General features: G+C 69.3%; 20 protein-coding genes and 1 tRNA gene. 8 read left to right on the forward strand and 13 right to left on the reverse strand.

Annotated elements, in window-relative coordinates; all coding sequences use genetic code 11:
* Positions 1-136: 136 nt before the first annotated feature.
* The 3 genes from GTZ93_RS18760 to GTZ93_RS18770 form a co-directional block, all read right to left on the reverse strand.
* Entirely contained in the window at positions 137-1,471 is a 1,335-nt protein-coding gene (locus GTZ93_RS18760) for a CotH kinase family protein (RefSeq protein ID WP_161662906.1), read from the reverse strand.
* A gap of 138 nt (positions 1,472-1,609) precedes the next feature.
* Positions 1,610-2,824 (reverse strand): methyltransferase, encoded by a 1,215-nt coding sequence (locus GTZ93_RS18765; protein WP_139920178.1) that lies wholly within the window; start codon positions 2,822-2,824, stop codon positions 1,610-1,612.
* 70 nt (positions 2,825-2,894) lie between these two features.
* Positions 2,895-3,170: a hypothetical protein gene (locus GTZ93_RS18770; protein ID WP_120580621.1), complete on the reverse strand. Its 276-nt coding sequence runs from the start codon at positions 3,168-3,170 to the stop codon at positions 2,895-2,897.
* An 87-nt stretch (positions 3,171-3,257) separates the two neighbouring features.
* On the opposite strand from GTZ93_RS18770, the gene GTZ93_RS18775 reads away from it, so the two are divergent.
* Positions 3,258-3,587: a DUF3592 domain-containing protein gene (locus tag GTZ93_RS18775; protein WP_139920176.1), complete on the forward strand. Its 330-nt coding sequence runs from the start codon at positions 3,258-3,260 to the stop codon at positions 3,585-3,587.
* A gap of 380 nt (positions 3,588-3,967) precedes the next feature.
* Entirely contained in the window at positions 3,968-6,790 is a 2,823-nt protein-coding gene (locus GTZ93_RS18780) for a coiled-coil domain-containing protein (RefSeq protein ID WP_161662907.1), read from the forward strand.
* Positions 6,791-6,862: 72 nt separating this feature from the next.
* Here the strand turns inward: GTZ93_RS18780 and GTZ93_RS18785 are convergent.
* The 6 genes from GTZ93_RS18785 to rpsU all read right to left on the reverse strand — a co-directional run bounded on the left by GTZ93_RS18785 (position 6,863) and on the right by rpsU (position 12,544).
* A tRNA-Ile gene (locus tag GTZ93_RS18785) sits at positions 6,863-6,935 on the reverse strand.
* Between the two features lie 27 nt (positions 6,936-6,962).
* Positions 6,963-7,298, reverse strand: a complete 336-nt coding sequence (locus GTZ93_RS18790; protein ID WP_120598013.1) for an MGMT family protein — start codon at positions 7,296-7,298, stop codon at positions 6,963-6,965.
* A gap of 91 nt (positions 7,299-7,389) precedes the next feature.
* On the reverse strand, positions 7,390-9,510 hold the full coding sequence (gene rpoD / locus GTZ93_RS18795; protein ID WP_120581520.1) for an RNA polymerase sigma factor RpoD: 2,121 nt from the start codon (positions 9,508-9,510) through the stop codon (positions 7,390-7,392).
* A 90-nt stretch (positions 9,511-9,600) separates the two neighbouring features.
* Complete coding sequence (gene dnaG / locus GTZ93_RS18800) at positions 9,601-11,442, reverse strand: DNA primase (protein WP_161662908.1); 1,842 nt, start codon at positions 11,440-11,442, stop codon at positions 9,601-9,603.
* A gap of 338 nt (positions 11,443-11,780) precedes the next feature.
* The gene (locus GTZ93_RS18805; protein WP_120580763.1) at positions 11,781-12,239 is read right to left on the reverse strand and encodes a GatB/YqeY domain-containing protein; all 459 of its coding nucleotides are present in this window, start codon (positions 12,237-12,239) and stop codon (positions 11,781-11,783) included.
* Positions 12,240-12,349: 110 nt separating this feature from the next.
* Positions 12,350-12,544, reverse strand: coding sequence for a 30S ribosomal protein S21 (gene rpsU, locus GTZ93_RS18810; protein WP_014395136.1), 195 nt, complete (start codon positions 12,542-12,544; stop codon positions 12,350-12,352).
* A gap of 135 nt (positions 12,545-12,679) precedes the next feature.
* On the opposite strand from rpsU, the gene GTZ93_RS18815 reads away from it, so the two are divergent.
* On the forward strand, positions 12,680-14,272 hold the full coding sequence (locus tag GTZ93_RS18815; protein WP_180946153.1) for a HEAT repeat domain-containing protein: 1,593 nt from the start codon (positions 12,680-12,682) through the stop codon (positions 14,270-14,272).
* A 93-nt stretch (positions 14,273-14,365) separates the two neighbouring features.
* On the opposite strand, the gene GTZ93_RS18820 is transcribed toward GTZ93_RS18815, so the two are convergent.
* A complete protein-coding gene (locus tag GTZ93_RS18820; RefSeq protein ID WP_120580762.1) occupies positions 14,366-15,277 on the reverse strand; it encodes a GGDEF domain-containing protein in 912 nt (303 codons plus the stop codon).
* A gap of 71 nt (positions 15,278-15,348) precedes the next feature.
* Positions 15,349-16,368, reverse strand: coding sequence for an asparaginase (locus GTZ93_RS18825; RefSeq protein WP_233597444.1), 1,020 nt, complete (start codon positions 16,366-16,368; stop codon positions 15,349-15,351).
* 130 nt (positions 16,369-16,498) lie between these two features.
* Here GTZ93_RS18825 and GTZ93_RS18830 point away from each other — a divergent pair, with 130 nt between their 5' ends.
* The 3 genes from GTZ93_RS18830 to truD are packed head-to-tail and all read left to right on the forward strand — an operon-like array spanning position 16,499 to position 19,813.
* Positions 16,499-17,467, forward strand: coding sequence for a DsbA family protein (locus tag GTZ93_RS18830; RefSeq protein ID WP_167548176.1), 969 nt, complete (start codon positions 16,499-16,501; stop codon positions 17,465-17,467).
* Positions 17,468-17,474: 7 nt separating this feature from the next.
* The gene (locus tag GTZ93_RS18835; RefSeq protein ID WP_120580759.1) at positions 17,475-18,794 is read left to right on the forward strand and encodes a DUF4388 domain-containing protein; all 1,320 of its coding nucleotides are present in this window, start codon (positions 17,475-17,477) and stop codon (positions 18,792-18,794) included.
* Positions 18,791-19,813: a tRNA pseudouridine(13) synthase TruD gene (truD, locus tag GTZ93_RS18840; RefSeq protein WP_139921930.1), complete on the forward strand. Its 1,023-nt coding sequence runs from the start codon at positions 18,791-18,793 to the stop codon at positions 19,811-19,813. Before GTZ93_RS18835 ends, truD begins: the two co-directional genes overlap by 4 nt.
* A gap of 210 nt (positions 19,814-20,023) precedes the next feature.
* Here truD and GTZ93_RS18845 read toward each other — a convergent pair whose 3' ends face one another.
* Together GTZ93_RS18845 and GTZ93_RS18850 are read right to left on the reverse strand one after the other, a co-directional pair.
* Positions 20,024-21,451, reverse strand: a complete 1,428-nt coding sequence (locus tag GTZ93_RS18845; protein WP_139921928.1) for an OmpA family protein — start codon at positions 21,449-21,451, stop codon at positions 20,024-20,026.
* A 17-nt stretch (positions 21,452-21,468) separates the two neighbouring features.
* Positions 21,469-21,786, reverse strand: a complete 318-nt coding sequence (locus GTZ93_RS18850; protein ID WP_043321207.1) for a DUF4398 domain-containing protein — start codon at positions 21,784-21,786, stop codon at positions 21,469-21,471.
* Positions 21,787-21,944: 158 nt separating this feature from the next.
* Here GTZ93_RS18850 and GTZ93_RS18855 point away from each other — a divergent pair, with 158 nt between their 5' ends.
* Both GTZ93_RS18855 and GTZ93_RS18860 read left to right on the forward strand, forming a co-directional pair.
* The gene (locus GTZ93_RS18855) at positions 21,945-22,928 is read left to right on the forward strand and encodes a HEAT repeat domain-containing protein (protein ID WP_257979404.1); all 984 of its coding nucleotides are present in this window, start codon (positions 21,945-21,947) and stop codon (positions 22,926-22,928) included.
* Positions 22,925-23,908 (forward strand): N-acetylmuramoyl-L-alanine amidase-like domain-containing protein, encoded by a 984-nt coding sequence (locus GTZ93_RS18860; RefSeq protein ID WP_139921292.1) that lies wholly within the window; start codon positions 22,925-22,927, stop codon positions 23,906-23,908. The genes GTZ93_RS18855 and GTZ93_RS18860 overlap by 4 nt, the downstream gene beginning before the upstream one ends.
* The last annotated feature ends 7 nt before the right edge of the window (positions 23,909-23,915 follow it).

The following is a 23,915-nucleotide window of genomic DNA, read 5'->3' on the forward strand; positions in this document are numbered from 1 at the left end:
GCTGGTGCGTGAGCGCAGCGAGTCGCGCCTGGGCGGTCTCAAGCGCTCCGCGAGCAGTGGAATCTGTCCACTGCGCACTCCCTGCGTACTGACGGGCTGGGCCGGGTCGCGAACGCGCACCCTCACCCGCCCTGAATCAGTGGAACTCCTCGTCCAGGAGCGCCCAATGGGCATCCACCCAGTCACGGAGGTACTTCACCTCGTCCTCGAAGCCGAGGAGGTCCGTGCGCTGGTTCCATCGCGGGAAGTGGCGATAGGCCTCACCCCAGTGTGTTTCATCCTTCCGTGCCGCGCGGTCGACCTCGGCGGCATAGGTGGCGATGAGCCCCTGGACGACGTCCCGGTGGAGTGTGGTGTGGAGCAGCGTGTGGAGGCGCTCGCGGAGGGGGTGGCGGATGGCGGGGTCCTCCAACATCCGGGCGAGCAGGAGGTTCTCCTCCGTGAAGGAGGCACTCACGTCCGGGGCCTGTCGCGTGGTGTCCCAGTTCTGCCCGAAGCTCGCATCCAGGTCCCAGGGGATGTAGCGCCAGCGCCGCGCCTGCCCTTGCGCGCGGAAGTGGTAGGCGTTCTTCGTCACGGAGTCGGACAGCGCCGCCAGTCGCACCAGGATCCACCAGTCCTCGTAGTCCTCCACCTGCATCCAGGCGCCGCGCTCCGCGCGGAAGCGCTCCGCAGGGGTCCCCGCCACGAAGTCGGTGAGCTGCTCGATGCTCGCGTAGGCGCCGGCTCCCTCCTCGGGCTCGCCCTCCTTCTTTTCGTAGCCCAGATGCAGTGAGGCCTTGGGCCTGCCGGACGCGTCCCGCCGGGAGAAGTTGGCGTCGGGGCCCACGGCCTTGAAGAGCTCTCCCTGGACATCCATTCCCTGCGCGGAGAGCGAGTGACGGTCGACGTGGTCCGCCACCGTGTAGAGCCCGTGATAGCGCCCGTTCAGATAGACGACCGCGCTGAAGGTCTTCACCTGGAGGTGGTCGGGAGACATGAGGCCCCACAAGGTGAAGCCCAGCCTCGCGCGGAGGTATGAGTTGTCATTGAAGGGGCTGATCAACACCACCTTGCGCCGGCCAGAGAAGCCAGCCGCGAGCAGGGGCTCGTCGAAGGACTGCCCGTCGCGGAAGTCGAGCGTGAAGCTGCGCTTGGGGAAGTCCTTGGACGTCGCGCCGCGATACCGGGCCCGGGAGACGTAGCAGCGTCCGCGATAGAAGACGCGCGCCGCCTGGTAGTCGTCGTCATCCGGCAGGGAGTCCGCCACGTAGAGGTGGAGCACCGGCAGCCCATCCTCCTCGACGTAGCGGCGCGGATCCTGTCCCAGCGAGAGAGCGGCGTCTTCGCGGGCGGCGCCCTCCGTCCCGGTGCATTCGGGAACGGCGGACCCCCAGGGCCCCTGGGGCTGGCAGCCGGACGCGGCCACTCCCAGCGCCAGCACCAGCAGGGCCGTGGCGACGTGCGGGGACCCCCGCCTCGCTTGTCCCATTTCCTTCCTCCACGCCACGAAGCGAGCCATGCGTTCGCCTCAATATGGCTCCCAAGGTGGCGGTGGGTCGTGTCCCCGGGGACGAGGCTCTTGTCGTCCCGCCATCACCTCAGCTCGGGCGCTCGGCCCGGCACGGGCTCAAGCGCTCCGTGACGCGATGAGCGCGAGGTTGCGCGGAGACAGGCGTGGATCGAAGAGCTGGAGGAAATCGACCTGGAAGCCCAGCTCCTCCAGGAGGAGCGCGCGATCGAGCAGGAGCACGACCTCCAGCGCCCGTGCGAAGCGGTCCCTCAGCAGATGGCAGAGCAGGAGGTCTCGCGTCTCGGCGCGAACAGACACCTCGAAGGCCTCCAACTCGGCGTCCGTCATGTTCGCATCGAGGCCCAGTCGCTCCAGGCGGTCCCGCGCGTAGGCGGCGAAGCGTCCGGCATAGAGCGCCCGGGGCGCGTCTCCTGCCCTGACGAAGCCGCGCTCGGGAAAGTGTTGCCTCGACAGGAGATGGAACGCGAAGCGCCACGCGTACACCTGCTTCATCCGCGCGAACTCCACCTTGGTCTTGTGATGCCGTCCCCGCGTCGTCAGCGCCAGGGCATGCGGGGTGAAGGGCAGCGGATGGGCGCCTCCGAAGCGGGAGACGGGGAAGTCTCGCGGGGCCTCCAGTTTGTCGTAGCAGCAGCCGATGTTCAGGACGAAGCCCGCCCCCTGGCTCTTGCGGAGCTGCGTGAGGGCGAGCGGTCCGCAGGTGTGCAGACCGATGGAGGCCCGGTCCCGGCCGGAGAAGAGCGGATCGATTCGCGGTTGGGGCCCGTCCTCGACGGAGGCTTCGATGAAGCTCAGGGTGTCCCCACCCGGGGAGGGGGTTCTCCCCAGCCACCGCCGTCCCTTGTCCTGCAACGCGGCGTCCCGGTCGATGCTGTGGAAGGTCCACCCGAACGTCCGCGCACAGAGGCGGGCAAGATGTCCCATGCCGCCGCCAATATCGACCGCCTGCTGGATGAAGCGCGTCCTGGGCGCGAGCAGGGCGAGCACCCGCTCGAGCTCGTGGGTCTTCTTGACGCTGAGTCCCTGCGTCTGCGCGACCGTCAGCGGGTGAACGCCCTCGTGCCAGGGCAGCGCCGTCAGCTCCTGGAGCGCGCCCACCAGCGCGGCCAGTGACGGAGGCGGTGCGCCCACGAGCACTCCTTGGTCCAGCTGTCGCTCGCCCGCTTCATCGAGCGACCGGGCGTAGGCCAGCCAGTCCTCGGGAAAGGCGGCGCCGGACCCAGGCCAGCCCTGGAGGATGGAGCGGGACCAGAGAGGGGACCAGGGCCGGAGTTGGTGCGTGAGCGCCTCGAGTCGCGCCTGGAAGTCCATGTCCGCGCATCCTACCCGGGCTCCCACATGACACAGCGTCTCCGCACCACAGGTCGCTCTCCTCGGTCAACTACTTGAGGACCCGGAGGTGCTTGCCCACCTCGACATCCCGGCTGTCGCGGGCGAGTGAGCCAAGCAGTGGAATCTGTCCATTCAAGTCGTTGTGATAACAGGTCTTGGACAGCTCGATATCGCCCAGCCACATGTCGAATTGTCCCGCAGGCTCCATCCGCGGGCACGCCGCCCAGGGGCCGAAGCGCCGCGCGAATTCTTCGAGCAGCCGCTGCCGGACCCCGGCGGGAGCGTGCTCCCCTTTCGCATAAGCTCCGCGCCCCGTGCCCACCATGCCCGCTGACGCGTTCGCTCAACAGGTTCGGCAACACCTCACCTCGCTCCAGGCTTCCAGCGTGGCGCCTCCCGGCTGCCGGCAGAGGTGAGCTGGGTCGCGGGCGGAGAGGACTTCGAGTACCACTTCAAGGAGGGCAACGAGCTGGCCAGGTTGCGCGACAAGGAGTTCCGTCGCAGGCACATGTTCCAGCTCTGGGTTCTCATCCGCCCGGAGGACGGAGGGGAGCCCCTGGAGATCGGGCTCAGCACGGGCAAGGCCTCCAAGTTCAAGCATGGAGACAGGGTCCAGGTGCTCTACAACCCGAAGCAGCCCCGGCACGTGGTGCTGCCCGGGGAGAACCTGTGGGTGGGCCTGATCATCCTGGGGAGCATCGGGCTCGTGGTCCTCGGTGCCCCCTTTCTTGTCGGTCTGTAGGGCCCCTTGCGCGCACAAACCTGACACCGGGTTGTCCATGCTCGACGGACTCCTCCTTCGAGCACAAGGATGCCCCCGCTCCCAGGAGTGAAGGTCGGCGTCGTGTATTGCGTCCTGGCAAGACGCGGCTGCGTTCGGTTGGCCCGCAAGCGAGGCCGCGCGGCTCGTCTCCCGGGCGTCAGCGTGTGGCATGAAAAGCGCAAAGTGCTGGCGGCAGTACTCCACGAGGAGCGATTCGGGCTGTCGCTGATTGTTGGCGGGCGGACCTGTGCGTTCCCGGGTGAGCAGGTGGAGGGCTTCCGCTTCTCCCTGCATTGCCATCGCGGTCGGAGACGGGGGTTCAGCGCTCCTGACGCGGTTCGGAGATTCGAGGGGGATGCATGACCGAAATGGAGCAGTGGGGGATGCGGCCGTGGGACGCGTCCACGTGGGACGTGAACCCTCAGTGGATTCACGCACTGGCGTGGGTACACGAACTGAGCGAGAGCCAGGGGCCACGGAAGTTGCTCTACGAGAAGGAACGGATCGCAGCGCAAACTGAGCGCCTGCGCGGGTTGATCCAGGATTGGAAGGTGCTCTTCCGCGAAGGGCAGCGTCCGAAGAAGGCGCAATACTCGAAGATCGACAAGTTCATCCTGGAGTTGTCCCTGGCCCTCGAAAGGGTCGCCGCCGCGATGTTGAAGGGACAGCAGCGGCTGACCGATGTCCTCGCGCATGCACGGCGGGTCCGGAAGCGCGGCGATCTTCAGGCGGCGCTGTATCTGGACCATGGCGTCGAGGCGGACGTCGCCTACCTTCTCCAACTGGTGAAGCTCGAAAGAGATCGGGAGCGGCAACTGTATGAGGGCGGCTCCCGGCCGCGGCTCTGGGCGATCCGGGGCCCCGGAGGCGCTCGGGATGACATCGCTCTCGCCGAGCGACGCAGCGACGCCCCCGCCGTCTGGCGAAGCATGGTGGACGTGGAGTTGGTCAATGCCATCGAGATGCTCGAGTACAAGCTGAAGCGCATCGAGGACGTGGATGGTTTCTGGACCGGCCTGGCCCGCGAGTGTGCCCGGTGGGCCGAGCCCCGCGAGACGCCGCAGGCGGAGTTGCGGGAACTGGCTCGCCAGCATCAGGCTCGGATGGGAGCCCTGGAGCGGCGAAAGCGAGACATCCTCCAGGAGTGGAGTCAGGCCAACCGTGAAAAGGTGGAGGCCAAGGCGCTGGGCGTGGAGAGGCAGAAGGAGGAGGCGCGCCGCGAGTTCGAGAAGCGTCGCGCCGCGCTCGAGGTGCGAATCGCACACGCGGACTCCGCTCCCAGCGCCCCTGGCCGGCGGTTCGCGGAGCAGTGGCTGATGGCCAAGGTCGGGAAGCCCGTCGACATGGCGCGCTTCGTGGATGCGGGGCGGGAGCAAGCCAGGAAGGAGCGTGATGCACTGGCGCGGGAGTGGACCCAAGCCCAGCGTCAACACCAGACGCGAATGGGAGCCCTGGAGCGGCGAAAGCGAGACATCCTCCAGGAGTGGGGTCAGCCCAACCGTGAAAAGGTAGAGGCCAAGGCGCTGGGCGTGGAGAAGCAGAAGGAGGCTGCGCGCCGCGAACTGGCGGCTCTGCGCACGCGATTCGAGGAGCGAAGCGCGGAGGCCGAGACGCGGGTGGCTTACCCTCCCTTGCCAGACCTTCCTCTCGCGGCGATGAGGGCGAAGCTGGAGCTCGCGGGCTTCCTGCTGCTTCCCTTGCCGCTTCCCATGGGGGGCGTCTTCCCCTCTCGGGATTACTGTGTGCTGGAAGGACAGCTGAGCAAGCAGGCCCGCTTCGCCGCGCTGGTCCAACACGCGAACGCGTTGGTGCGCAAATACCGCTTCCTCGCTGCTTCCGAAGGCCGGCTGGTGCAGAGAGACCTTGGGTGCTTCTGCATCATGTTCGCCGAGGAGCCGACGAAGGATGGCCGGCACACGATCCACGTGCCCTTCTTCGGCATCTCCGGCGGAGGCAGTCATGGGTTCCGCGCGGACGACTACCTGCGGAAGCTGGGCGTGCCGGAGTTGACGGCGGACGAGCAGGGCCGCAAGGCGATGGGGGCGGCGGGGCTGCGGCTGGTGGGGCGCTTCTTCGCGCTGCGCGGGTTCTACGAGGCCCGCAGAGCGCTCGGGTTAAAGCTTCCCGCGAAGCAGGCGATGCTGAGCTCCATGCAGTTCATGAAGGGGGGGTGGGTCCGGGATGCGCTGGAGTCATCCATTGCCTCCATCCAGCAATGGAACTCGATTCAGTGCGCCGAGCCGGCGGCCATCATGGCGGCGGCTCAGCTCTTCTACCGGATGGCGGACATGGAGCTGTCGGTGCCATTCGAGGGCTCGAAGCAGCTGGTCCCGAGCGACGAGTCGGGCCACTGGGGAAAGGAGACCTGTGGGCGGTGCGCCATCTCGGAGGTGAGCTTCGCCGGCGTGACAGCGCCAGGGACGCGCAAGGAGGTCCGGATGTGCTCGGTCGTCATCGAGCCCTCCGCTCACGGCATGGATGCCAGGGAGGCGCGCTCCAAGGAGGCCCTTCCCCGGGCGAACTTCGACGCCATGCTCGGCCCCGAGCTTGTCTACAACAGCAACGTGAAGCAGCGCGCGTATGACGACCCCAAGCGCGCGGCGATGTTCCACGCGATGGAGTGGTTCCACCAGCTGGGCATCGCCCAGTCGAGTCACAACCCGTTCTGGAACGGCGCCCTGAAGGTTCCGGGAGCAGCCTCCCAAAGGCTCGCAGACCCCATCCTGGAGAGGGTCTCGCGGTACGGGCTCGAAGGGTTCTTCTTCGAACCCGCGTCCGGGACGCCGCGCGCTGGCGGAAGCGCAGGGGCAGCCGCCAGCGCTCCTGGCTTCAACGGCGGTCCGTGGCGGGGGGCCGTGGCGACGAGTACCTCCGGCGCGTCGGCGGGAAGCACTGGCGCCGCCGCGATCCATGGGAGTGCTGGCGCCGTCGCGGGCCATGGAAGCGCTGGCGCGGGCAACGGAGGCTCGAAGGATGACCCTGCGGTCTGGGAGGACTTCGTCCGGACTCGCACCCTGGAGGAAGTGGGACACCTGTATGGATTCGCGGACGGTGCGGTGCACGCGAACGTCCTCTTGGGGGAAGCCCTGCCGCCTGGCATCCGGGCCATGGCACAAGAGCGGGGGTTCCTTCCTTCCGACAAGGCCCCCAAGAGGGGGGGCTCCGCCGGAAGCGCGAAGTAAGGCATTGGGAGTCGCTGGCTTGTTTTCCGCAGGGTGCGCTGGTGGTGCGGAACACGGCGGAGGTGAGGGGAGTGGGCCCTCCTGGATTCGAACCAGGGACCAATCGGTTATGAGCCGACAGCTCTAACCGCTGAGCTAAGGGCCCTCATGTCACTGACGCCAGACGCGCTGACTATAAGGCCTTGCCGTCCTTCTTCACCACCACGCGGAACACCTGTCCCCGTTCGTCCACGGTGACGCCCTCCGCTCGCAGCCGCTTCGCCTGCTCGTGGGCCACCGGGGGCGCCAGCGTCCCGTCAGAGCGGACGACCCGCCACCAGGGCACCTGCGTGGCCTGCCCCGGCAGGTGCTTCAACTCCCGCCCCACGCCTCGCGCCGCGCCCGGCCTGCCCGCGTAGATGGCCACCTGCGCGTACGAGCGCACCTCGCCCCGGGGAATGGAGCGCACCTGCTTCATCACGCTGTCGGAGAAGGGCAGGGGCTCTCCGGCGGGCTTCTTCGCGGCCATGGCGCACCTCACACGGGACCAAACGACGAAGGCCCCCGTCCACTCAAGGAACGGAGGCCTCCGGGTCCAGCGGTCAGTCTACTTCAGCGGCTCAGCTCTCCACGAAGGAGCGCAGGCGCTTGGAGCGGCTGGGGTGACGCAGCTTGCGCAGCGCCTTGGCTTCAATCTGGCGGATGCGCTCGCGCGTCACCTCGAAGTCCTGGCCCACCTCTTCCAGCGTGTGGTCGCTCTTCTCGCCAATGCCGAAGCGCATGCGCAGGACCTTCTCCTCGCGCGGCGTGAGCGTGGCCAGCACCTTCCGGGTCTGCTCGGCCAGGTTCATGTTGATGACCGCGTCCGCGGGCGACACCAGGCTCTTGTCCTCGATGAAGTCGCCCAGGTGGCTGTCCTCTTCCTCGCCAATGGGCGTCTCCAGGGAGATGGGCTCCTTGGCGATCTTCAGGACCTTGCGCACCTTGTCGAGCGGCAGCTCCATCTTCTCCGCGATCTCTTCCGGCGTCGGCTCGCGGCCAATCTCCTGCACGAGGTAGCGGCTCGTGCGGATGAGCTTGTTGATGGTCTCGATCATGTGCACCGGGATGCGGATGGTGCGGGCCTGGTCCGCGATGGCGCGGGTGATGGCCTGACGGATCCACCAGGTGGCATACGTCGAGAACTTGTAGCCGCGCTTGTACTCGAACTTGTCCACCGCCTTCATCAGGCCGATGTTGCCCTCCTGGATGAGGTCCAGGAACTGCAGGCCGCGGTTCGTGTACTTCTTCGCGATGGAGACCACGAGGCGCAGGTTCGCCTCCACCAGCTCGCTCTTGGCGCGCTCGGCGCGCTTCTCGCCCAGGCGGATGGCGTCGTAGTTGCGGCGGAGCGCGTCCACGGGGAGGTTGGCTTCCTCCTCCACGCGCTTGATCTTCCGCACCGCCGTGCGCACGTCGCGGTCCAGGACCTCCAGCTGCTCAGGCGTGAAGTTGAGCTGCTTCTGGAGCTTCTTGGCGATGTTCGGGTTCTCGCGCGACTCCTTGAGCTGCGGGCGCAGGTCCTTCATCACCACGCCGTAGCGGCGCTCCAGGTCCCCGAGCTCCTCCTCCGCCTTCTCCACGCGCTCGATGAGGCCCTTGAGGTTCACGACGATGCGGTCCACCTGCTTCTTGTTCAGCCGCATCTCCTCCAGGACCTCCATCATCTTGGTCCGAAGGTCCTTCACCTCCTGCTTCAGCTCCTTCTTGCGAACCTCCGTGAGCTTCTTCTTCCCGGAGAGCTCCTCCTCCAGGACCTCGCAGTCCTTGGCGAACTTGCGGAAGCGCTCAATCTGCTTGGAGATCTGCTCGATCTTGTTGAGCTCGCTCTGCGCCAGCTGCGCGGGGGCCTCGCCCTCGGCTGCTTCCTCGGCGGGCTCTTCCGCGTTCTCCGTCTGGGCCTCTTCGGGCGCGTCCTTGATGACGTCGCGCACGCGCAGCTTGCCCGTCTTCAGGCGGTTGCTGATGTCCAGGATGTCCGCCACCGCGACGCGGCAGGCGAGCAGCGCACGCAGGACTTCCTTCTCGCCCTCTTCGATGCGCTTGGCGATCTCCACCTCTCCCTCGCGGGTGAGGAGGCTGACGCTGCCCATCTTGCGCAGGTAGAGACGGACGGGATCGTTGGACTTGCCACCCGGCTCGTCGTCCTCGTCCTTCTCGTCCTCGTCCTGGTCTTCCTTCTCTTCTTCGACCGCGACGGTGGGCTTGATCTCGTTGGACTGCGCGGCCTTCTGCGCGTCCACGATCTCAATGTCGTTGTCGCCGAACATGCTCATCACGTCGTCGATCTGATCGGACGACACGATGTCGGCGGGGAGGGCGTCGTTCACCTCGTCATAGGTGAGGAAGCCCTTCTCGCGGCCCGCGGCCAGCAGGTCCTTGACCTCCTTGCGCTCGGCGACGGGATCCTCCTCCACGTCGTCTTCCACGGCGTCCGGGTCCACCTGGACGGCGGCGGCGGCTTCCTCCGCGGCCTCCTCGGGGTCCACGTCGTCGGCCATGGCGGCGACGCCCTTCTTCTTCTTGATCTTCTCGGGCGCCTCGGCGGGGGCGTCCTTCGCCAGCAGCTCCTTCTCCTCGGGCTCCGCTGCCTTCGTGACCTTCGCCGCAGGGCTGTCCGGGGCCTTCTTCTTGCGGATCACCGGGTCCACCTTCTTCTTGGTGGGCTTCACGGATGCCTTGGGGGGCTTCTGCGTCGGCATTCGGGTACTTCTCCTTAAGAAAATCAGGTGCTTTGGCCTGGGCGAGCCGGCCGATCTACCGCAAAGTCGAGCTTTCTTACAAACGCGAACTCAAACCGGTTGCATTGGTCCCTTTGTTCCCGTTGCCGAGGAAGCGGGGGTCAGCTCATCCAGGACGCGCTTGCGGAGCGCCAGCAGCTCCTTGCGCTCGGAAAGGAGCAAACGCGTCTCCTCTGTCAAATCAAAAGCCCCCTGCGTCTGTTCCGTCGCTCGCTTTATATAAACGAGCCGCTCGTCAATGCGCTTCTTCATGATGTCGCGGCACGCGAGGATGAACTCCGTCTCGAGTTCCATTCCCGCCGGAGAGAGCCGGCGGCCGGCCTCCAGGAGCGTCCGCTTGACGACCTCCGAGGCCTCGAAGAGCGCCTCCTCCAGCCCCTGCCCGGACGTCGTCTGGGCCAACACCATCCGCAGTCCCATGTGGGACAACTCATCACACACGCGGAAGGTGTCCCGGGCCAGCAGCCGGGAATCCCGAAGGATTGCGGCCACATAGAGCGCTTCTGACTCCGGCGGAGGGCGCTCCGCCTGGGGCTTGGGCACCGGGCGGGGCACGGCCTGGACGGGGACGGCGTTGGGGTACGAGGCGGGGGCGGGAGGCTTGGGGGTGGGGGGCGGCTTGTACTGGATGGACGACTCAATCTGCGCCGGCATCCAGCCGAAGTGCCCCGCCAGCGCGCTGATGAGCGCAGAGCGCGTCAGGCCCGGAGGCACCTGGGAGGTGACGGGCTTGAGCCGCTCCAGGGCGGACATCTTCTCCTCGAAGCTCGCCTGCTTACCCAGGGGGAGCAGGGTGGCGAAGAGGTAGGCGGTGAGGGGCTGGGCTCCCTCCAGGAGGCGCTCCACGCCGTCGGTGCCCTCGCGGCGGGCGAAGACGTCCGGGTCATCCCCCTGCGGCAGGAGCGCCACCCGGGTGGGAGCGCCAGCGGCGAGCAGGGGACCGGCCAGTCGCTCCACGGCGGCGAGGCCCGCGGAGTCCCCGTCCAGGAGCAGCACCAGGTCGCGGGCCTCCGCGCGCTTGAGCACCTGGAGGTGCCCGGCGGTGAGGTTGGTGGAGCACAGGGCCACCGCGTGGCGCACGCCCACCTGGTGCAGGCCGATGCAGTCGAAGTACCCCTCCACGAGCACGGCCGTCTTGCGCTTGTGGATGTCGTCGCGCGCCTGGTCCATGCCGAAGAGCGTCTCGCTCTTGTTGTAGAGCCGGGACTCGCGCGAGTTGAGGTACTTGGGTCCGTCCTCCGCCGCGACCAGCCGGCCGCCGAAGGCGATGGGCCGCCCCTCCGGCGCGCGGATGGGCACCATCAGTCGGCTGCGGAAGAAGTCGATGCAGCCATCCCCGCTGTTTCGCTTGCTGATGAGCCCCGCCTTCAGGCCCCACTCCAGCATGCCGTTCTTCTGGAAGCGGTCCGCCAGGAGGCTCCACTGCGCGGGCGCCCACCCCAGGCCGAAGCCCTGGGCCACTTCCTCCGACACGCCACGGCTGGCCAGGTAGGCGCGCGCGGCGCGGCCTTCGTCCTCGTGCCAGAGCTGGCCGCGGAAGTGCTCCGCGGCGAAGTCCGTGGCCTCCTTGACCTGCTGCCGCTCCTTGAGGCCGGGGTCCTGCGCGGCCTCCAGGTCGATGCCCACTTCCTGGGCCAGGTCGCGCACGGCGTCCTGGAACGTCTTGCCCAGGTAGCGCTGGATGAAGGACACCGCGTCGCCGCTCGCCCGGCAGCCGTGGCAGAAATAGAAGCGCTTCTCCGGCACCACGTAGAAGGACGGCGTCTTCTCCTGGTGGAAGGGGCAGCGGCCCTTGAATTCACGGCCGGCCTTCTTGAGCTCCACGTGACGGGACACCAGGGACACGATGTCCACGCGGTCGAGGACCTCCTGGATCTTGTGCTCCGGAATCACGACGCCCCTCCATCCATCCGCATGAGCGCGGCCTTCCGCCCGCCATCCTGACGGCCCCCTCTGACGCACCCGGGGCCGTGCCCCGCCGGGACTTCCACCCAGGCGGGTAGGGCAGGCCGACGCGGCAAGGGCGCGGAAACGGACGAGGGTTGGGACACGGCGCTCACTCCTGAAGGCTGCCCGCTCGCCTCCCGGGGTGGGGGACGGGCGGAGGTGCCTTTGAGGATCAGCGCTTAATGGCCAGCGGGCGAGGGATCAAAAAATCCGCTTCGAGCCCGGGGTGGGGAGGGCACCTGGGAGACGTTCCCGGCGCCCCTTCCCCTGGAATCACAGGTGCTTCAGGACAGCTTGGCCAGCTGGGCCTTCACTTCTTCGGAGATGGCCTTGCCCTCGGCCTTGCCCTGGAGCTTGGGGTTCACGTTCTTCATGACCGCGCCCATGTCCTTGGGGCCCTTGGCGCCGACCTCGGCGATGGAGGCCTGGACGGCGGCGGTGAGCTCTTCCGGGGTGAGCTGCTTGGGCAGGTAGCGCTGCAGGACGGAAATCTCCTGCTCTTCCTTGTCCGCCAGCTCCGGGCGGCCACCGGCCTTGAACTGTTCGATGGAGTCGCGGCGCTGCTTGATGAGGCCGGCGATGACCTGCAGGACGCCCGCGTCGTCCAGCTCGCTGGCGCCCGGCTCGACCTCCTTGTACTTCACGGCGCTCTTGAGCATGCGCACCACGCTCAGGGTCAGCTCGTCCTTGGCCCGCATCGCGTCCTTCAGGTCCGCGGTCAGGCGCTCTTTCAGGGTGGTCATGTCGGGGTTCCTCACGGGCGGGGAAAAGGGTCGCCGCGCCAGCGGATGGGACGGCGGGAGCCAGGGCACCTGACTGCTTCAAGGAGCCCCGGCTCCTCACTGCGGGCCTGCTAGTACGACTTGCGGGCCTTCTTCACAGCGCGCTTCTTGGCGGCGAGAGCCTTCTTCTTCCGCTTCACGGAAGGCTTCTCGTAGTGCTCGCGCTTGCGGATCTCGGAAAGGATTCCGGCCTTCTCGGTGGCCTTCTTGAAGCGCTTGAGAGCGCTTTCGATGGACTCACCTTCCTTCACTCGAATACCGGGCATGCAGTCACCTCCTTCCGCCTAGCTGGATGCAATCTGTAAATCTTCAGAAAGTCGGGGGGTATGGCGCAGCGGGCCGGAAAAGGCAAGGAGACCCGCACGGAAAGGATGGGCCGTGTGCGCTAGAGTGTCCGCCGCGTGCCCCGCCTCCTCCTCCTGGTCCTCCTGCTGGCGGCCAGCCCCTCCCGGGCTGGCACGGTCGCTTCCGAGTGCTGGGCCTCCTGCCGCCGTCACGTCGCGGATCCGTCCCTGCGCGCGCGGACCTGTGGCGCCTGCGTCACCGGGGGACGGGTGGACAGCTGGGTGGCGTCCCTGGGGAAGGGCGGGGTGGAGGCGCAGCAGGCGCTGGCCTCGGCGCTCACGGATTCCAGCTGGCGGGTGCGCTGGGCCGCGGTGCGGGCGGAGGCCCGGAGCCGGGGACTCACGGAGCGGCGGGCCCTGGCGGATTGGATCATGGACACCCCGCCGGACGCGGACCTGGGGGCCTGTCTCACCGCCGTCCGGGCCGCCGCTGATTCCGGCCGCTCCACGGCGGACTTCCTGCGGGAGGCGGGCGCACGGGGCCCCTCCGCCGCCGCCCGGGTGTGGGCGAAGCGGGACGCCGTCCGGCAGTCGCTGGCGCTGGAGATGTTCTCGCAGGAGCCGTCCGTGCGGCTGCCGGCGCTCCTGCACCTGGCCACCTTCCAGGGGCGGTCGGCGACGCGCGTGGTGATGGACGCGGTGGCGTCTCGGCCCGTCGCCGGTGATGCGGTGATGGCGGAGCTCCTCTCCTCCGTCGCCGAGCGGCAGCATGCGTCCGTGGGCCGGCTGCTCCTCACCGAGGCGAAGCCTCCGGACGAGGCGGTCATCAACCGGCTCTTCGCCGTGTACTCGCGCGAACTGGACGTGCTGCGGCCGGAGCTCACCTCCAATGACGTGCAGCGCCGGCGCACGGCGGTGGCCACCCTGCGCCGCTACGGTCCGCTGGCGAAGCGGGAGCTGGAGGGGGCGCTGGGGGATGACGACGGCCGGGTCCGGGAGCTGGCGGCGCGGGGCCTGGCGGAGTCCTCCGGGAAGCCCCTGCGGGACGTGGCGCTCCAGGGCGTGAAGGACTCGGAGTCCGCGGAGGCCGCGCGGCCGTGGCTGGGCGCGATGTCCCATGAGAAGGGGTGCTTCGCCTTCCTGCGGGACGTGGCGGAGGGGCGCAACGCCCGGACTCCGGAGGTCCAGGGGGAGGCGGTGGCGTTCATGGGGGATTGCACGGAGGGCCCGCCTCCCACACGGCGGCTGGCGCCCTTCCTCTCGTCGAACGTGACTCCGGTGCGTGCGGGCGCGGTGCGCGCGCTGGGGGCGCTGCCCCGGAACGGCGACGCGATGGCGCTGGCGGCGAAGGCGCTGGAGGACGGCGCGCCGGAGGTGGTGGTGGCCGCGTTGGACGTGCTGTCCGCCTACCGGCAGCCGTCGCGCGGGGACGAGGCCGCGGGCCTGCTGGAGTCGGATCATCCGGTGGTGCGCGCGGCGGCGGCGCGAGCGCTGGAATTCGTGGGCCGCGCCGCGCACGTGCGCGTCCTGGCGGAACGTCTGCGAGGGGATCCGGTGGCGGACGTGCGCATCGCGGCCGCAAGGACGCTGACCGCGCTGGGCGGGCCGCACGCGGTGGCGGCGCTGAGCGAGGCGGCGGCGCACGACGCGGACACGCACGTGAAGCACGTGTCGGCGGAAGGGCTGCGGCGGCTGGGCTTCGGGCGCTGAGCGCTGGCGTTGCGAGCGGCCCTCTGCCGCTCAGGCGGTGCGCGCTGACGGCTCGAGGCGGAAGGCCCGTGGATCAGGCCTTCCTCCTGACGCTCACGGGCCGCTGACGGCCTTGGCGTCCACCCGGTTCCGGCCCGCGTGCTTGGCCCGGTAGAGGTACTTGTCCGCGGCGGAGATGAGGTCCTCCGGCTGGGAGAAGTCCGAGTCCAGCAGCGTCGCCACGCCCAGGCTGATGGTCACCTTGATGGGCGTGCCGCTGAAGATGAAGTCCGCTCGGTCCACCGCCACACGGCAGCGCTCCGCGCACGCCAGGGCCGCGTCCTCCGCGGACTCGCGCAGCATCAGCGCGAACTCCTCGCCGCCGTAGCGCGCGAGCAGGTCCTCGGTGCGCACCGTGTCCGCCACCCGCTGCGCGATGCGCGTCAGCACGAAGTCTCCGGCCGGGTGGCCGTACACGTCGTTGATGCGCTTGAAGTGGTCCACGTCGAAGAGCACCAGCGACAGCGGCACGCGGTGGCGCAGGCAGTACGCGAACTCCTTGCGCACCGTCTCCATGAAGTACTTCTTGTTGTAGACGCGGGTGAGGCCGTCGCGCGTGGCGGACTCGTAGATGCTGCGCTGGTACTGCTCCTCCAGCGCGTCCTGGATGCTGAACTTCAGCACCGTGTTGGAGCCGATTTGAATCTTGTCGCCGTCGTACAGCGGCGCCGCGCTCACCTTCAGGCCGTTGAGGTACGTGCCGTTGGTGCTGCCCAGGTCCACGAGCTGGAAGCGGCCGTCGCCAATGGCGACCACCTTCGCGTGCTTGCGGGAGATGCCGTCGTCCTCGACCTGGAACTGGGCCTCCGAGCTGCGGCCCAGCACCACCTCCAAGCGATCCAGCTTGAACATCCGCCCGATGCCGGCGGCGGACTTGGCGCTGATGACGATCAGATAGGCGCTCTGCTGCTGGGCGCTGCCCAGCAGGTCCGAAATCGAATGGACTGAAGTTTTCTCCTCGGACATCGCGCCTTCCATCTTAGGGGCCGCCATTTCACGGCGGCAAGCACACCCACGCTCCTTTCCTGCACCCGGTGTCAGCCGACCCGCCCCACCCGCGCGGGCCGGCGCCTCGGTTTCTCCGGTGGAGGAACTGTCGGCCGCCCGACGGACAGCTCGCCGGCCACGGGCGTCCGGAGGAAGCGGGAGAGGGCCTCACCCCCCCGCGGATGCTCCGCCAGCCCCTGCATCAGCTTCACCAGCGCCGCGGACGGGGTCATGTCCGCGCCCCCCACCGCCCCTTCCGCCAGTGCCTTGGCCCCGGACTCGTAGAGCGTGAGGTCCACCCCGTTGCGGTACGACTGGCTCACCACCAGCACCGGGACGCCCCGCTCCCGCGCCTGGACGAAGAGCGGCAGGAGCGAGCGGCCCAGCTCCGGCGCGATGGGCACGTTGCCCGCCCCGTACGCCTCCACCACCAGCCCCTTCACGTGCGGCAGCAGCTGCAGGGGCAGGGCGGGGTCCAGCCCCGGGTACACCTTCAGGAGGAAGACGCGCGGATCCAGCTTCTCATGGAGCCGGAAGGGGCCCCGGGACGGGAGGCCCTTCTCGAAGGTGGCGTCCACGCCCAGCGTGCCCAGCACCGGGAAGTTGGGGCTTTCGAAGGCGTCGTACTCCGCCACCTTCACCTTGCGCGTGCGGTTGCCCCGGTACAGGTGCGAGTCGAAGCAGATGGTCACCTCGCGCGGACCCTGGAGCGCGGAGAGCACCGCGTCGATGAGGTTCAGCCGCGCGTCCGAGCGGATCTCCCCCAGGGGCCGCTGCGAGCCCGTCAGCACCACCGGGCAGGGCGGATTTCGCAACATGAAGGACAGCGCACTGGCCGTGAAGGCGAGGGTGTCTGTTCCATGGGTCACCACCGCCCCGTCGAAGTCCGGCAGTCGACGGTGGAGGTGGGCGGCCATCCGGCTCCAGAGCTCCGGCTGCATCTCCGAACTGTCCAGGTTGGAGAACAGCTCCAGTTCGATGTCCGCCAGCTGGAACAGCTCCGGGGCTCGCTTGCGGAGCGTCTGGAAGAAGGCCGCGGGACGCAGGGCGGAAGGCCGGCCACCGGCCATTCCGAGCGTGCCTCCCGTGTGAAGCATCAGGACTCTGGGCATGGGCGAGGGGCCGTCTGCCAAAGGCCGCCTTGCTTTACAAGCCCGGCGCGCGTGGCTAAACCCCGGGGCCGTGCTCCTCCCTCGATGGATGCGTGTTGCTCCCGTGCTGGCCGCGGCGACCCTGATGGGCGCCAGCTGCGCCAAGAGCGCGGAAGTTCCGGCCACCCCCAAGGCCCCGGCGGCCGCCGCTCCGGCTCCCGCCGCTGCTCCGGCCCCTGTCGCCGCCGCGGAGGCTCCGTCCGCGGATCCGGCCCAGGCGCTGACGGGCATCCCCGGCATGGACTTCTCCGCGCTGCCTCCCGCCGCGAAGCGCGAGCTGGCCACGGTGTTCAGCGACGAGTTCTGTTACTGCGGCTGCCCCCACTCCCTGGGCGCGTGCCTCAAGCAGCACACGCCCTGCAAGCACGCGAAGCGGATGGCGCGGCTGTCCGCCCGGATGGTGGCGGAGGGCGGGCCCGCGAGCGAGGTCATCGTCACGCTGTCCAAGTACTACGCGTCCTTCCGCGAGCCGCGCGTGCAGCTCAAGGTGGATCCGCGCATGTGCCAGGGCGACGCCAACGCGCCCGTGACGGTGGCGGAGTTCTCCGACTTCGAGTGCCCCTTCTGCGGCAAGGCGCGGCCCATCCTGGAGGGCTTCGCGAAGAAGCACCCCAGCGAGGTGCGCTTCTGCTACCTGCCGTTCCCGCTCTCGATGCACCCCAACGCCGTCCCCGCCGCGCAGGCGGTGCTGTGGGCGCGCGACCAGGGCAAGTTCTGGCAGATGCACGACGCGCTCTTCGGCCAGCAGGAGAACCTCAAGCCGGAGGCGCTGCCCGCGCTGGCGAAGTCGGTGGGCCTGGACGGGGACAAGCTGGCCGCCGTGTTGAAGACGGAGCAGTACAAGGACGAGATTGAAGGCTTCCGTGCGCAGGGGCGCATGGCGGCCATCAACAGCACCCCGACCGTGTTCTTCAATGGACGTGCCTACGAGCTGGGCTTCCAGGAGGGTCAGCTCGAGCACAGCATGGAGGACGAGGTGGAGTGGCGCGCGAACAACAACGCGTGGGCCGCTGACTGACCCTTCGATGAGCCAACGCTTCCGCATCGATGGCGCCGCGATGCTGGTCCCCGAGGACCGCACCGGCATCCCCGCGCTCGCGGGACGCTCGGGGACGTACGCGCTGATGCCCACCGCGCCCGACCTGCTGGTGTTCTCCCGCACGCCCCCGGAAGGGGGCTCCATCCCCACGCCGCGCGTGGTGCTTTCGGGGGACGCGGGTGGGTTCCCCCTGTCGGACCTCATCGCGTTCCTCAGCCAGTCGCGCTGGAGCGGCATCATCCGCGTGCACACGCCGGGCGGCGAGCGGTCGCTCACGCTGCGCGAGGGCGAGGTGCGCGGCGCCACCTCCGAGGAGCCCGCGGACCGGCTGGGCGAGGTGCTGGTGCGGCTGGGCTACGCGGACCGCGCACAGGTGGAGACGGCGCTGCGCGAGCAGTCGGCGTCCAAGCTGGGCCGGGCGCTGGTGGAGAAGGGCGTGCTCCAGGCGCACGACCTCTTCAAGTGCGTCACGCACCAGGTGAGTGAGATCTTCCACGCCATCGTGCTGTGCCGCGAGGGGTCGTTCTTCCTCATCGACCAGCCGCTGGACGAGAAGACGGGCCACTCCCTCCAGCTGTCCACGCAGAGCCTGCTGATGGACAGCATCCGGAAGATCGACGAGATGGCGCACTTCCGGAAGCGCATCCCCCACGGCCGCATGTACGTGGCGCGCAAGCGTCCGTCCGACGGAAAGCTGGAGGAGGACGAGGACCGCGTGCTGACGATGCTGGACGGGCGGCGCACGGTGCTGGAGCTGGGGCACGCGGCGCGGCTGTCCGAGTTCGACGTCACCAAGGTCGTCTTCCGCCTGCTGGAGGGCGGCTTCGCGGGGCTGACGGACAAGCCGGCGGGGGCTCCCGCCTCGGCCGTGGCGCCGGAGAAGACGGTTGCGCCGCGCGTGCGTCCGCCTGTGCGCGCGGTGGCTCCGGTGGATGCCCGACCGGTGGCGCGCGTCTTCAACTTCATCTTCCGGGAGATCCGCGACGAGGTGGCCCGCTCCGGCATGGACCGCGAGTTCATCGCGGCGGCCAACGCGGCGCTGTCCAACCAGGCGCTGTCGTCGTCGCCCGTGCTGGAGGGGCTGGCGTTCGCGGCGGACGGGAGCCTGCCGGAGGGCCGGTTGATGGAGGCCTTCGACAAGCACCGCGCCCACCTGGGCAGCGAGCCGCTGGCCTCGTTCCGCCAGGCGCTGAGCGACGTGATGTTCTTCCTGCTGTTCCAGGCGGGGGAGCTGTTGGAGTCGCGCGCGGACGAGGACCTGGCCCGCCGGGTGAAGGAACTTCTGGCCACGCTCGAGGCACCGTGACGGACACTGGATTTCCGAGGCTGACCGCGGGTGTGCCCGGGTGCGGCGGCGCGTTCAAGCTCACTCCCGATGACTTCGAGGTGGAGGAGCTGCCCGCGTACCTGCCGTCCGGCGAGGGCACGCACCTGTACCTCTGGGTGGAGAAGCGCGGCCGGGACACGCGCGAGGTGGTGCGCGCGCTGGCGACCGCGCTGGGTGTGCGCGAGGACGACATCGGCTCCGCCGGGATGAAGGACCGGCAGGCGGTGACGCGGCAGTGGCTGTCCGTGCCCGCGAACGCCGAAGCCCGCGTGCCGGAGTTCGCGCTGGACGGTGTGCGCTTGCTGGAGGTGAAGCGGCACGGCAACAAGCTGCGCACCGGGCACCTGAAGGGAAACCGCTTCCGGCTGCGGCTGCGCGGCGTGCAGGACCTGGGGGCGGCACGGGAGTCCTTCTCCCGGCTGTCCGCGCAGGGCGTGCCCAACTACTTCGGGGAGCAGCGCTTCGGGCGGGCCGGGGACAACGCGGACCTGGGCCGGATGCTCCTCCTGGGGCAGCGGCTGCCGAAGCGGCCGGACCGCTTCCAACGCAAGCTGTACCTGTCCGCCTTCCAGTCGCGCCTCTTCAACCAGGCGCTGGCCGAGCGGCTCACCGCGGGCACCTTCGCCACGGCGCTCCTGGGCGACGTGCTGCGCAAGGAGGAGACGGGCGGCCTCTTCGTGTGCGAGGCGCCGGACGTGGACGGTCCGCGCGTCGCCTCGTTCGAGGTGAGCCCGGCGGGCCCGATGTTCGGCCCGAAGATGACCGCCTCGAAGGGTGAGGTTGCGGAGTTCGAGGCGCGGCTGCTCGTGGACGCGGGCGTCACGCCGAGCGACTTCCTGCGCGGCGGCGACGAGACGGAAGGCACGCGCCGGCCGTACCGAGTGCGGCTGGGTGCGGCGGAGCTCACGGAGGACGGCGAGGACGCGCTGCTCACGTTCGAGCTGCCGCGCGGCGCCTACGCCACCGAAGTGCTGCACGAGCTGCTGAAGGACGGCTGAGGCCTCCGGCCTGTGCGGGCGCGGCGCTGGGGCGGCTGCCCCTCGCTGCCGGGTGCGCTCGCGATGCGACCCCGTGGAGAGCCGCTGCGTCCTGGCTCGGCTTCGTGCCCGGAAACGACCACGCCTCCCTGGGCGTGAGACCCGGGGAGGCGCGTAGGGGAACCGCTTGTCCCGCTCCGTCATGGACGGAGCGGGGTGGGGCGCGTCACGTCACTGCCGGACGACGTTGAACTCCGTGCGGCGGTTGAGCGCGCGGCCCGCCTTCGTGTTGTTGGGCGCCACGGGCTTCGTCTCACCGAAGCCCACGGCCTCCATGCGGCCCGGGTCGATGCCGCGCTTGAGCAACTGCGCCATCACGGCGTCGGCGCGCTTCTGGGACAGCTTCAGGTTCGCCGTGTCGTTGCCCATCGAGTCGGTGTGGCCCTCGATGCGCATCTTGCGGATCCACGGCGCGTCCTTCAGCGCCTGCGCCACCTCATCCAGGATGGTGGTGCTCTGCTTGCCGATGATCTTCGCGGAGCCGGTGCCGAAGAGGATCTGCTTCTTGATCTCAATCCGGTCCTTCTTGACGATGACCATCTTGTACTGCTTGGCGCACCCGCGCTCCTCCTTCACGCCCGGGTCGTCAGGGCAGGCGTCCAGGCGGTCCACCACGCCGTCGCCGTCGCGGTCCGGATCGGGGCAGCCGGCGTTCTCCTGCGGGCCGGACTCGTTCGGGCACTTGTCCTGCGCGTCCGGCACGCCGTCGCTGTCGTTGTCCAGGTCCGGGCAGCCGTCGTCGTCCTGGTAGCCGTCCTTGTCCTCCGGCTCGTCCGGGCACTTGTCCTTGTCGTCGTTGATGCCGTCCCCGTCCTTGTCCACGATGGGGCAGCCCAGGTTCTGCAGCGGACCCGGCTCGTTGGGGCACTTGTCCGTGCCGTCCACGATGCCGTCCAGGTCGTTGTCCATCTCCGGGCAGCCGTCCTCGTCCTCGAAGCCGTCCTTGTCCTCGGGCTGGTCCGGGCACTTGTCCACGTTGTCGAGGATGCCGTCGCCGTCGCGGTCCTTGGGGGCCTCCGGCGGGCAGCCGTTGTTCTCCGCCACGCCGGGGATGAGCGGGCACTTGTCCTGCGCGTCCAGCACGCCGTCCCCGTCGTTATCCGGGTCGGGGCAGCCGTCCTGGTCCTGGAAGCCGTCCACGTCCTCGGCCTGCTCGGGGCAGGGGTCGTCCTTGTCGAGGACGCCGTCGCCGTCGCTGTCCGTCTCCTCGATGCTCACCACCACCTGCTGCTGGGGCTGGGTGGGCTGCTGCGGCTGTTCCGGCTGCGCCTGCGGCGTCTCCGGACGGTCGCGCACCAGCACCTGGCGCGGGCCGCAGTTCTTGGACAGCTCCAGGGCGCGCTTCACCGCGGTGTCGGCGTCGCGCACGTGCTGGGCGGCGCGCGAGCTGTTGCCCTGGCTGAGCTCGCCGCGGGCGAAGTCGAGGTTGGCCTCCGCGGCGGCCAGCTCCGCGGGCGCGCAGCGCAGGGCACCGCCACGGCGGGCGCGCTCCACGTCGGCGGTGAGCACCTCCGTGTCAGCGCGGATCTTGTTGCCGCTGACGCAGGAGAGGGAGGCGAGGAGCAGGGTGAAAAGCGCGGACTGGGGCAGACGCTTCATCGGAGAGCGCTCGGGCGTCACGGGTTCTGGGGGCGGCCCTGGGAGTCGCCGCTGTTGGCCGCGGACATGGCCTTCTCACGCGCCTCGTTGGCGAAGCGCGAGGCCTTCACGGCGAAGTCCACACCGGCCTGGTAGTCCGAATAGCCGACCTCCTCCCGCGCCTTCTGCAGGTAGAGGTTGGCGGCCGTCCACTCGTAGGGGGCTTCCTTCTCCGCCCCCGCGGTGCGCGCGGCCTGGATCTGCACTTCTGCGTCGAGGATGTTGGACGTGGACTTCACGGGGCCACATGCGGTCAGCACGCCCGCGAACGCCAACAGGAGCGACTGCTTCGTCATCACGGGGGCCTCGGTCGACAGAGCGGAGACAGACTGGTCGCCGGTCGTATCAATCGCCTCCGGGGGGGTCAAGAATCGGGCGGTTGGTGTGAAGCAGGGGGCCGGGCGGAGGGGTGGACTTTGACGGCGGGGGCCGTGCTTGCCATCGTTCCGCCCCTGTGCGTCCACCGTCCGTCCGTGCCCTGCTCGTCGTGCTGCTGTTGCCCCTGACCGGCCTCGCTGGCCCTGGGGCCGCGTCCAAGAAGGCCCAGGGCCGGGCGGAGGCGGACACCGTGCTTGCCCAGGTGGCCAACGGCGCCCCTGTGCCTCCCGCCACGTCGCGCCTGCGCTTCCTGCGCCAGGAGGCCTACGCGGCCGAGGAGATTGGCCCGCTTCTGCGCACCACCTACGAGGAGCGCACCCGCCGCAACCTCGTGGCGCTGCTGGCGTCGCTGGGCGCGCGCACGGGTGAGTCCACGCTGGTGAAGCTGGCGTCGGATGGCGACAGCACCGTGCGCATGTACGCGGCACAGGGGCTGGCCCGGCTGGGCAGCCGCAACACCGCCGCCGTGCTGCCGCTCCTCCAGGACAAGAGCAGCGGCGTGCGCCGCGAGGCCGCGCGGGCCCTGGGCGCGTCCAAGAACCCGAAGATGGGCAAGCCGCTGATGGCCGCCGCCAAGGACGAGCAGGAGCTGGAGGTCCGCGCGGCGCTGCTGGAGGCCGCGGGCGCGAGCGGTGACGCGAAGCAGAAGACCGCGCTCAAGACGTACCTGGACAGCGATTCCGAGAGCACGCGCTTCGCCGCGGCCCGGGGCCTGTGCCGGCTGGGCGCCCCGGAGGGCTTCGCCTTCGCGCAGAAGCTCCTGGGCAACACGGACAAGTTCGTGCGCCGCCAGGGGCTGGTGCTCTTCGAGGGCGTGCCGGCGAAGAAGGCCAGCCCCGTGCTGTCGCCGCTCTTGAATGACGCGGACCGCACCCTGGCCGCCACCGCCGCGCGCCTGCTGCACCAGGGCGGCGATGCCGCGTCGCTGGACTGGCTGGTGCTCGCGTCGTGGAACGCCAAGGGGGAGGAGAAGCTCGTCTACGAGAAGGAGCTGGAGACGCTCCAGCTCGCGGACGACCGCCGCAAGGCCATCCTGCGCAAGGCCGGGGTGGCGCCGTGAGCGTGTGGGGTGTCTGCGCGCTCGCGCTCTTGTCCCAGGCTCCCGCGAAGAACCCGGCCGTGCCCCCTGCGCGCGCGGTGCCCGCGTTGCTCACCGCGCCGGCGCAACCGGTGGCCCCGGCGGCTCCGGCGGCTCCGGCCGTGCGGGAGAACGGCTGGAGTGCGCTCACGCCCGAGCAGCGCGCGGCCCTCATCGCCGACAAGGCCGAGTCCCCGCTGGCGGAGCGCCTGCTGGGCATGAGCGAGAAGTTCCTCAACACGCCCTATGTCCTGTCGCCGCTGGGCGAAGGGCAGGGCGTGGACCCGGACCCCACCTTCCGCCTGGACGCGGTGGACTGCCTCACCTTCGTGGAGGAGTCGCTGGCCCTGGGCCTGGCGCGCGGCGAGCCGGAGGTGCCGGCGCTGCTGGAGCGGATCCGCTACGCGAGCACGCCCACCTACGAGGATCGCAACCACCTGATGGAAGCGCAGTGGCTGCCCAACAACATCAAGAAGGGCCTGCTGGTGGACGTGACGCGCAGGTACGCGAAGGCGGACACCGTCTCCGTCACCAAGACGCTCACCGCGCGCACCTGGCAGTCGAAGTCGTCCATGGCGCTGCAGCTGCCCAGCGAACGCCAGCCCGTGGGCACCTTCACCCTGGACATGATTCCGTTGGACAAGGTGCTCGAGCACGCGCGTGGCGTGGCCTCCGGCACCATCCTCGTCGTGATGCGCGAGGACCTGCCGCTGAAGGCCACGCGCATCACCCACCTGGGCTTCGTGGTGCAGAAGAAGAAGCGCACATACCTGCGCCACGCGTCCAGGGGCGGCTACAACCGCGTGGTGGACGAGGACCTGGAGACGTTCCTCGCCCGCAACGCGCGCTACGACAAGTGGAGGGTGACGGGCGTGAGCCTCTTCGAGGCCCGGCGTCCGCCCGCCACGCTCGCGTCCCAGCCCGCGCCCGTTCAAGGCAGCGCGGACGTGGGCTCGCCCTGACGGCAGC

This window comes from Corallococcus exiguus (genome assembly GCF_009909105.1).
Classification (GTDB): domain Bacteria; phylum Myxococcota; class Myxococcia; order Myxococcales; family Myxococcaceae; genus Corallococcus; species Corallococcus exiguus.

Excerpts from the sequence above, each read along its gene's own strand:
- GTZ93_RS18830 (WP_167548176.1), top strand. The coding sequence starts at position 16,499 with ATGCGTGTTGCTCCCGTGCTGGCCGCGGCGACCCTGATGGGCGCCAGC.
- GTZ93_RS18770 (WP_120580621.1), bottom strand. The coding sequence starts at position 3,170 with ATGGTGGGCACGGGGCGCGGAGCTTATGCGAAAGGGGAGCACGCTCCC.
- GTZ93_RS18765 (WP_139920178.1), bottom strand. The coding sequence starts at position 2,824 with ATGGACTTCCAGGCGCGACTCGAGGCGCTCACGCACCAACTCCGGCCC.
- GTZ93_RS18790 (WP_120598013.1), bottom strand. The coding sequence starts at position 7,298 with ATGGCCGCGAAGAAGCCCGCCGGAGAGCCCCTGCCCTTCTCCGACAGC.
- GTZ93_RS18760 (WP_161662906.1), bottom strand. The coding sequence starts at position 1,471 with ATGGGACAAGCGAGGCGGGGGTCCCCGCACGTCGCCACGGCCCTGCTG.
- GTZ93_RS18780 (WP_161662907.1), top strand. The coding sequence starts at position 3,968 with ATGACCGAAATGGAGCAGTGGGGGATGCGGCCGTGGGACGCGTCCACG.
- GTZ93_RS18805 (WP_120580763.1), bottom strand. The coding sequence starts at position 12,239 with ATGACCACCCTGAAAGAGCGCCTGACCGCGGACCTGAAGGACGCGATG.
- GTZ93_RS18850 (WP_043321207.1), bottom strand. The coding sequence starts at position 21,786 with ATGACGAAGCAGTCGCTCCTGTTGGCGTTCGCGGGCGTGCTGACCGCA.
- GTZ93_RS18835 (WP_120580759.1), top strand. The coding sequence starts at position 17,475 with ATGAGCCAACGCTTCCGCATCGATGGCGCCGCGATGCTGGTCCCCGAG.
- rpsU (WP_014395136.1), bottom strand. The coding sequence starts at position 12,544 with ATGCCCGGTATTCGAGTGAAGGAAGGTGAGTCCATCGAAAGCGCTCTC.
- rpoD (WP_120581520.1), bottom strand. The coding sequence starts at position 9,510 with ATGCCGACGCAGAAGCCCCCCAAGGCATCCGTGAAGCCCACCAAGAAG.
- GTZ93_RS18820 (WP_120580762.1), bottom strand. The coding sequence starts at position 15,277 with ATGTCCGAGGAGAAAACTTCAGTCCATTCGATTTCGGACCTGCTGGGC.
- GTZ93_RS18825 (WP_233597444.1), bottom strand. The coding sequence starts at position 16,368 with ATGGCCGGTGGCCGGCCTTCCGCCCTGCGTCCCGCGGCCTTCTTCCAG.
- GTZ93_RS18845 (WP_139921928.1), bottom strand. The coding sequence starts at position 21,451 with ATGAAGCGTCTGCCCCAGTCCGCGCTTTTCACCCTGCTCCTCGCCTCC.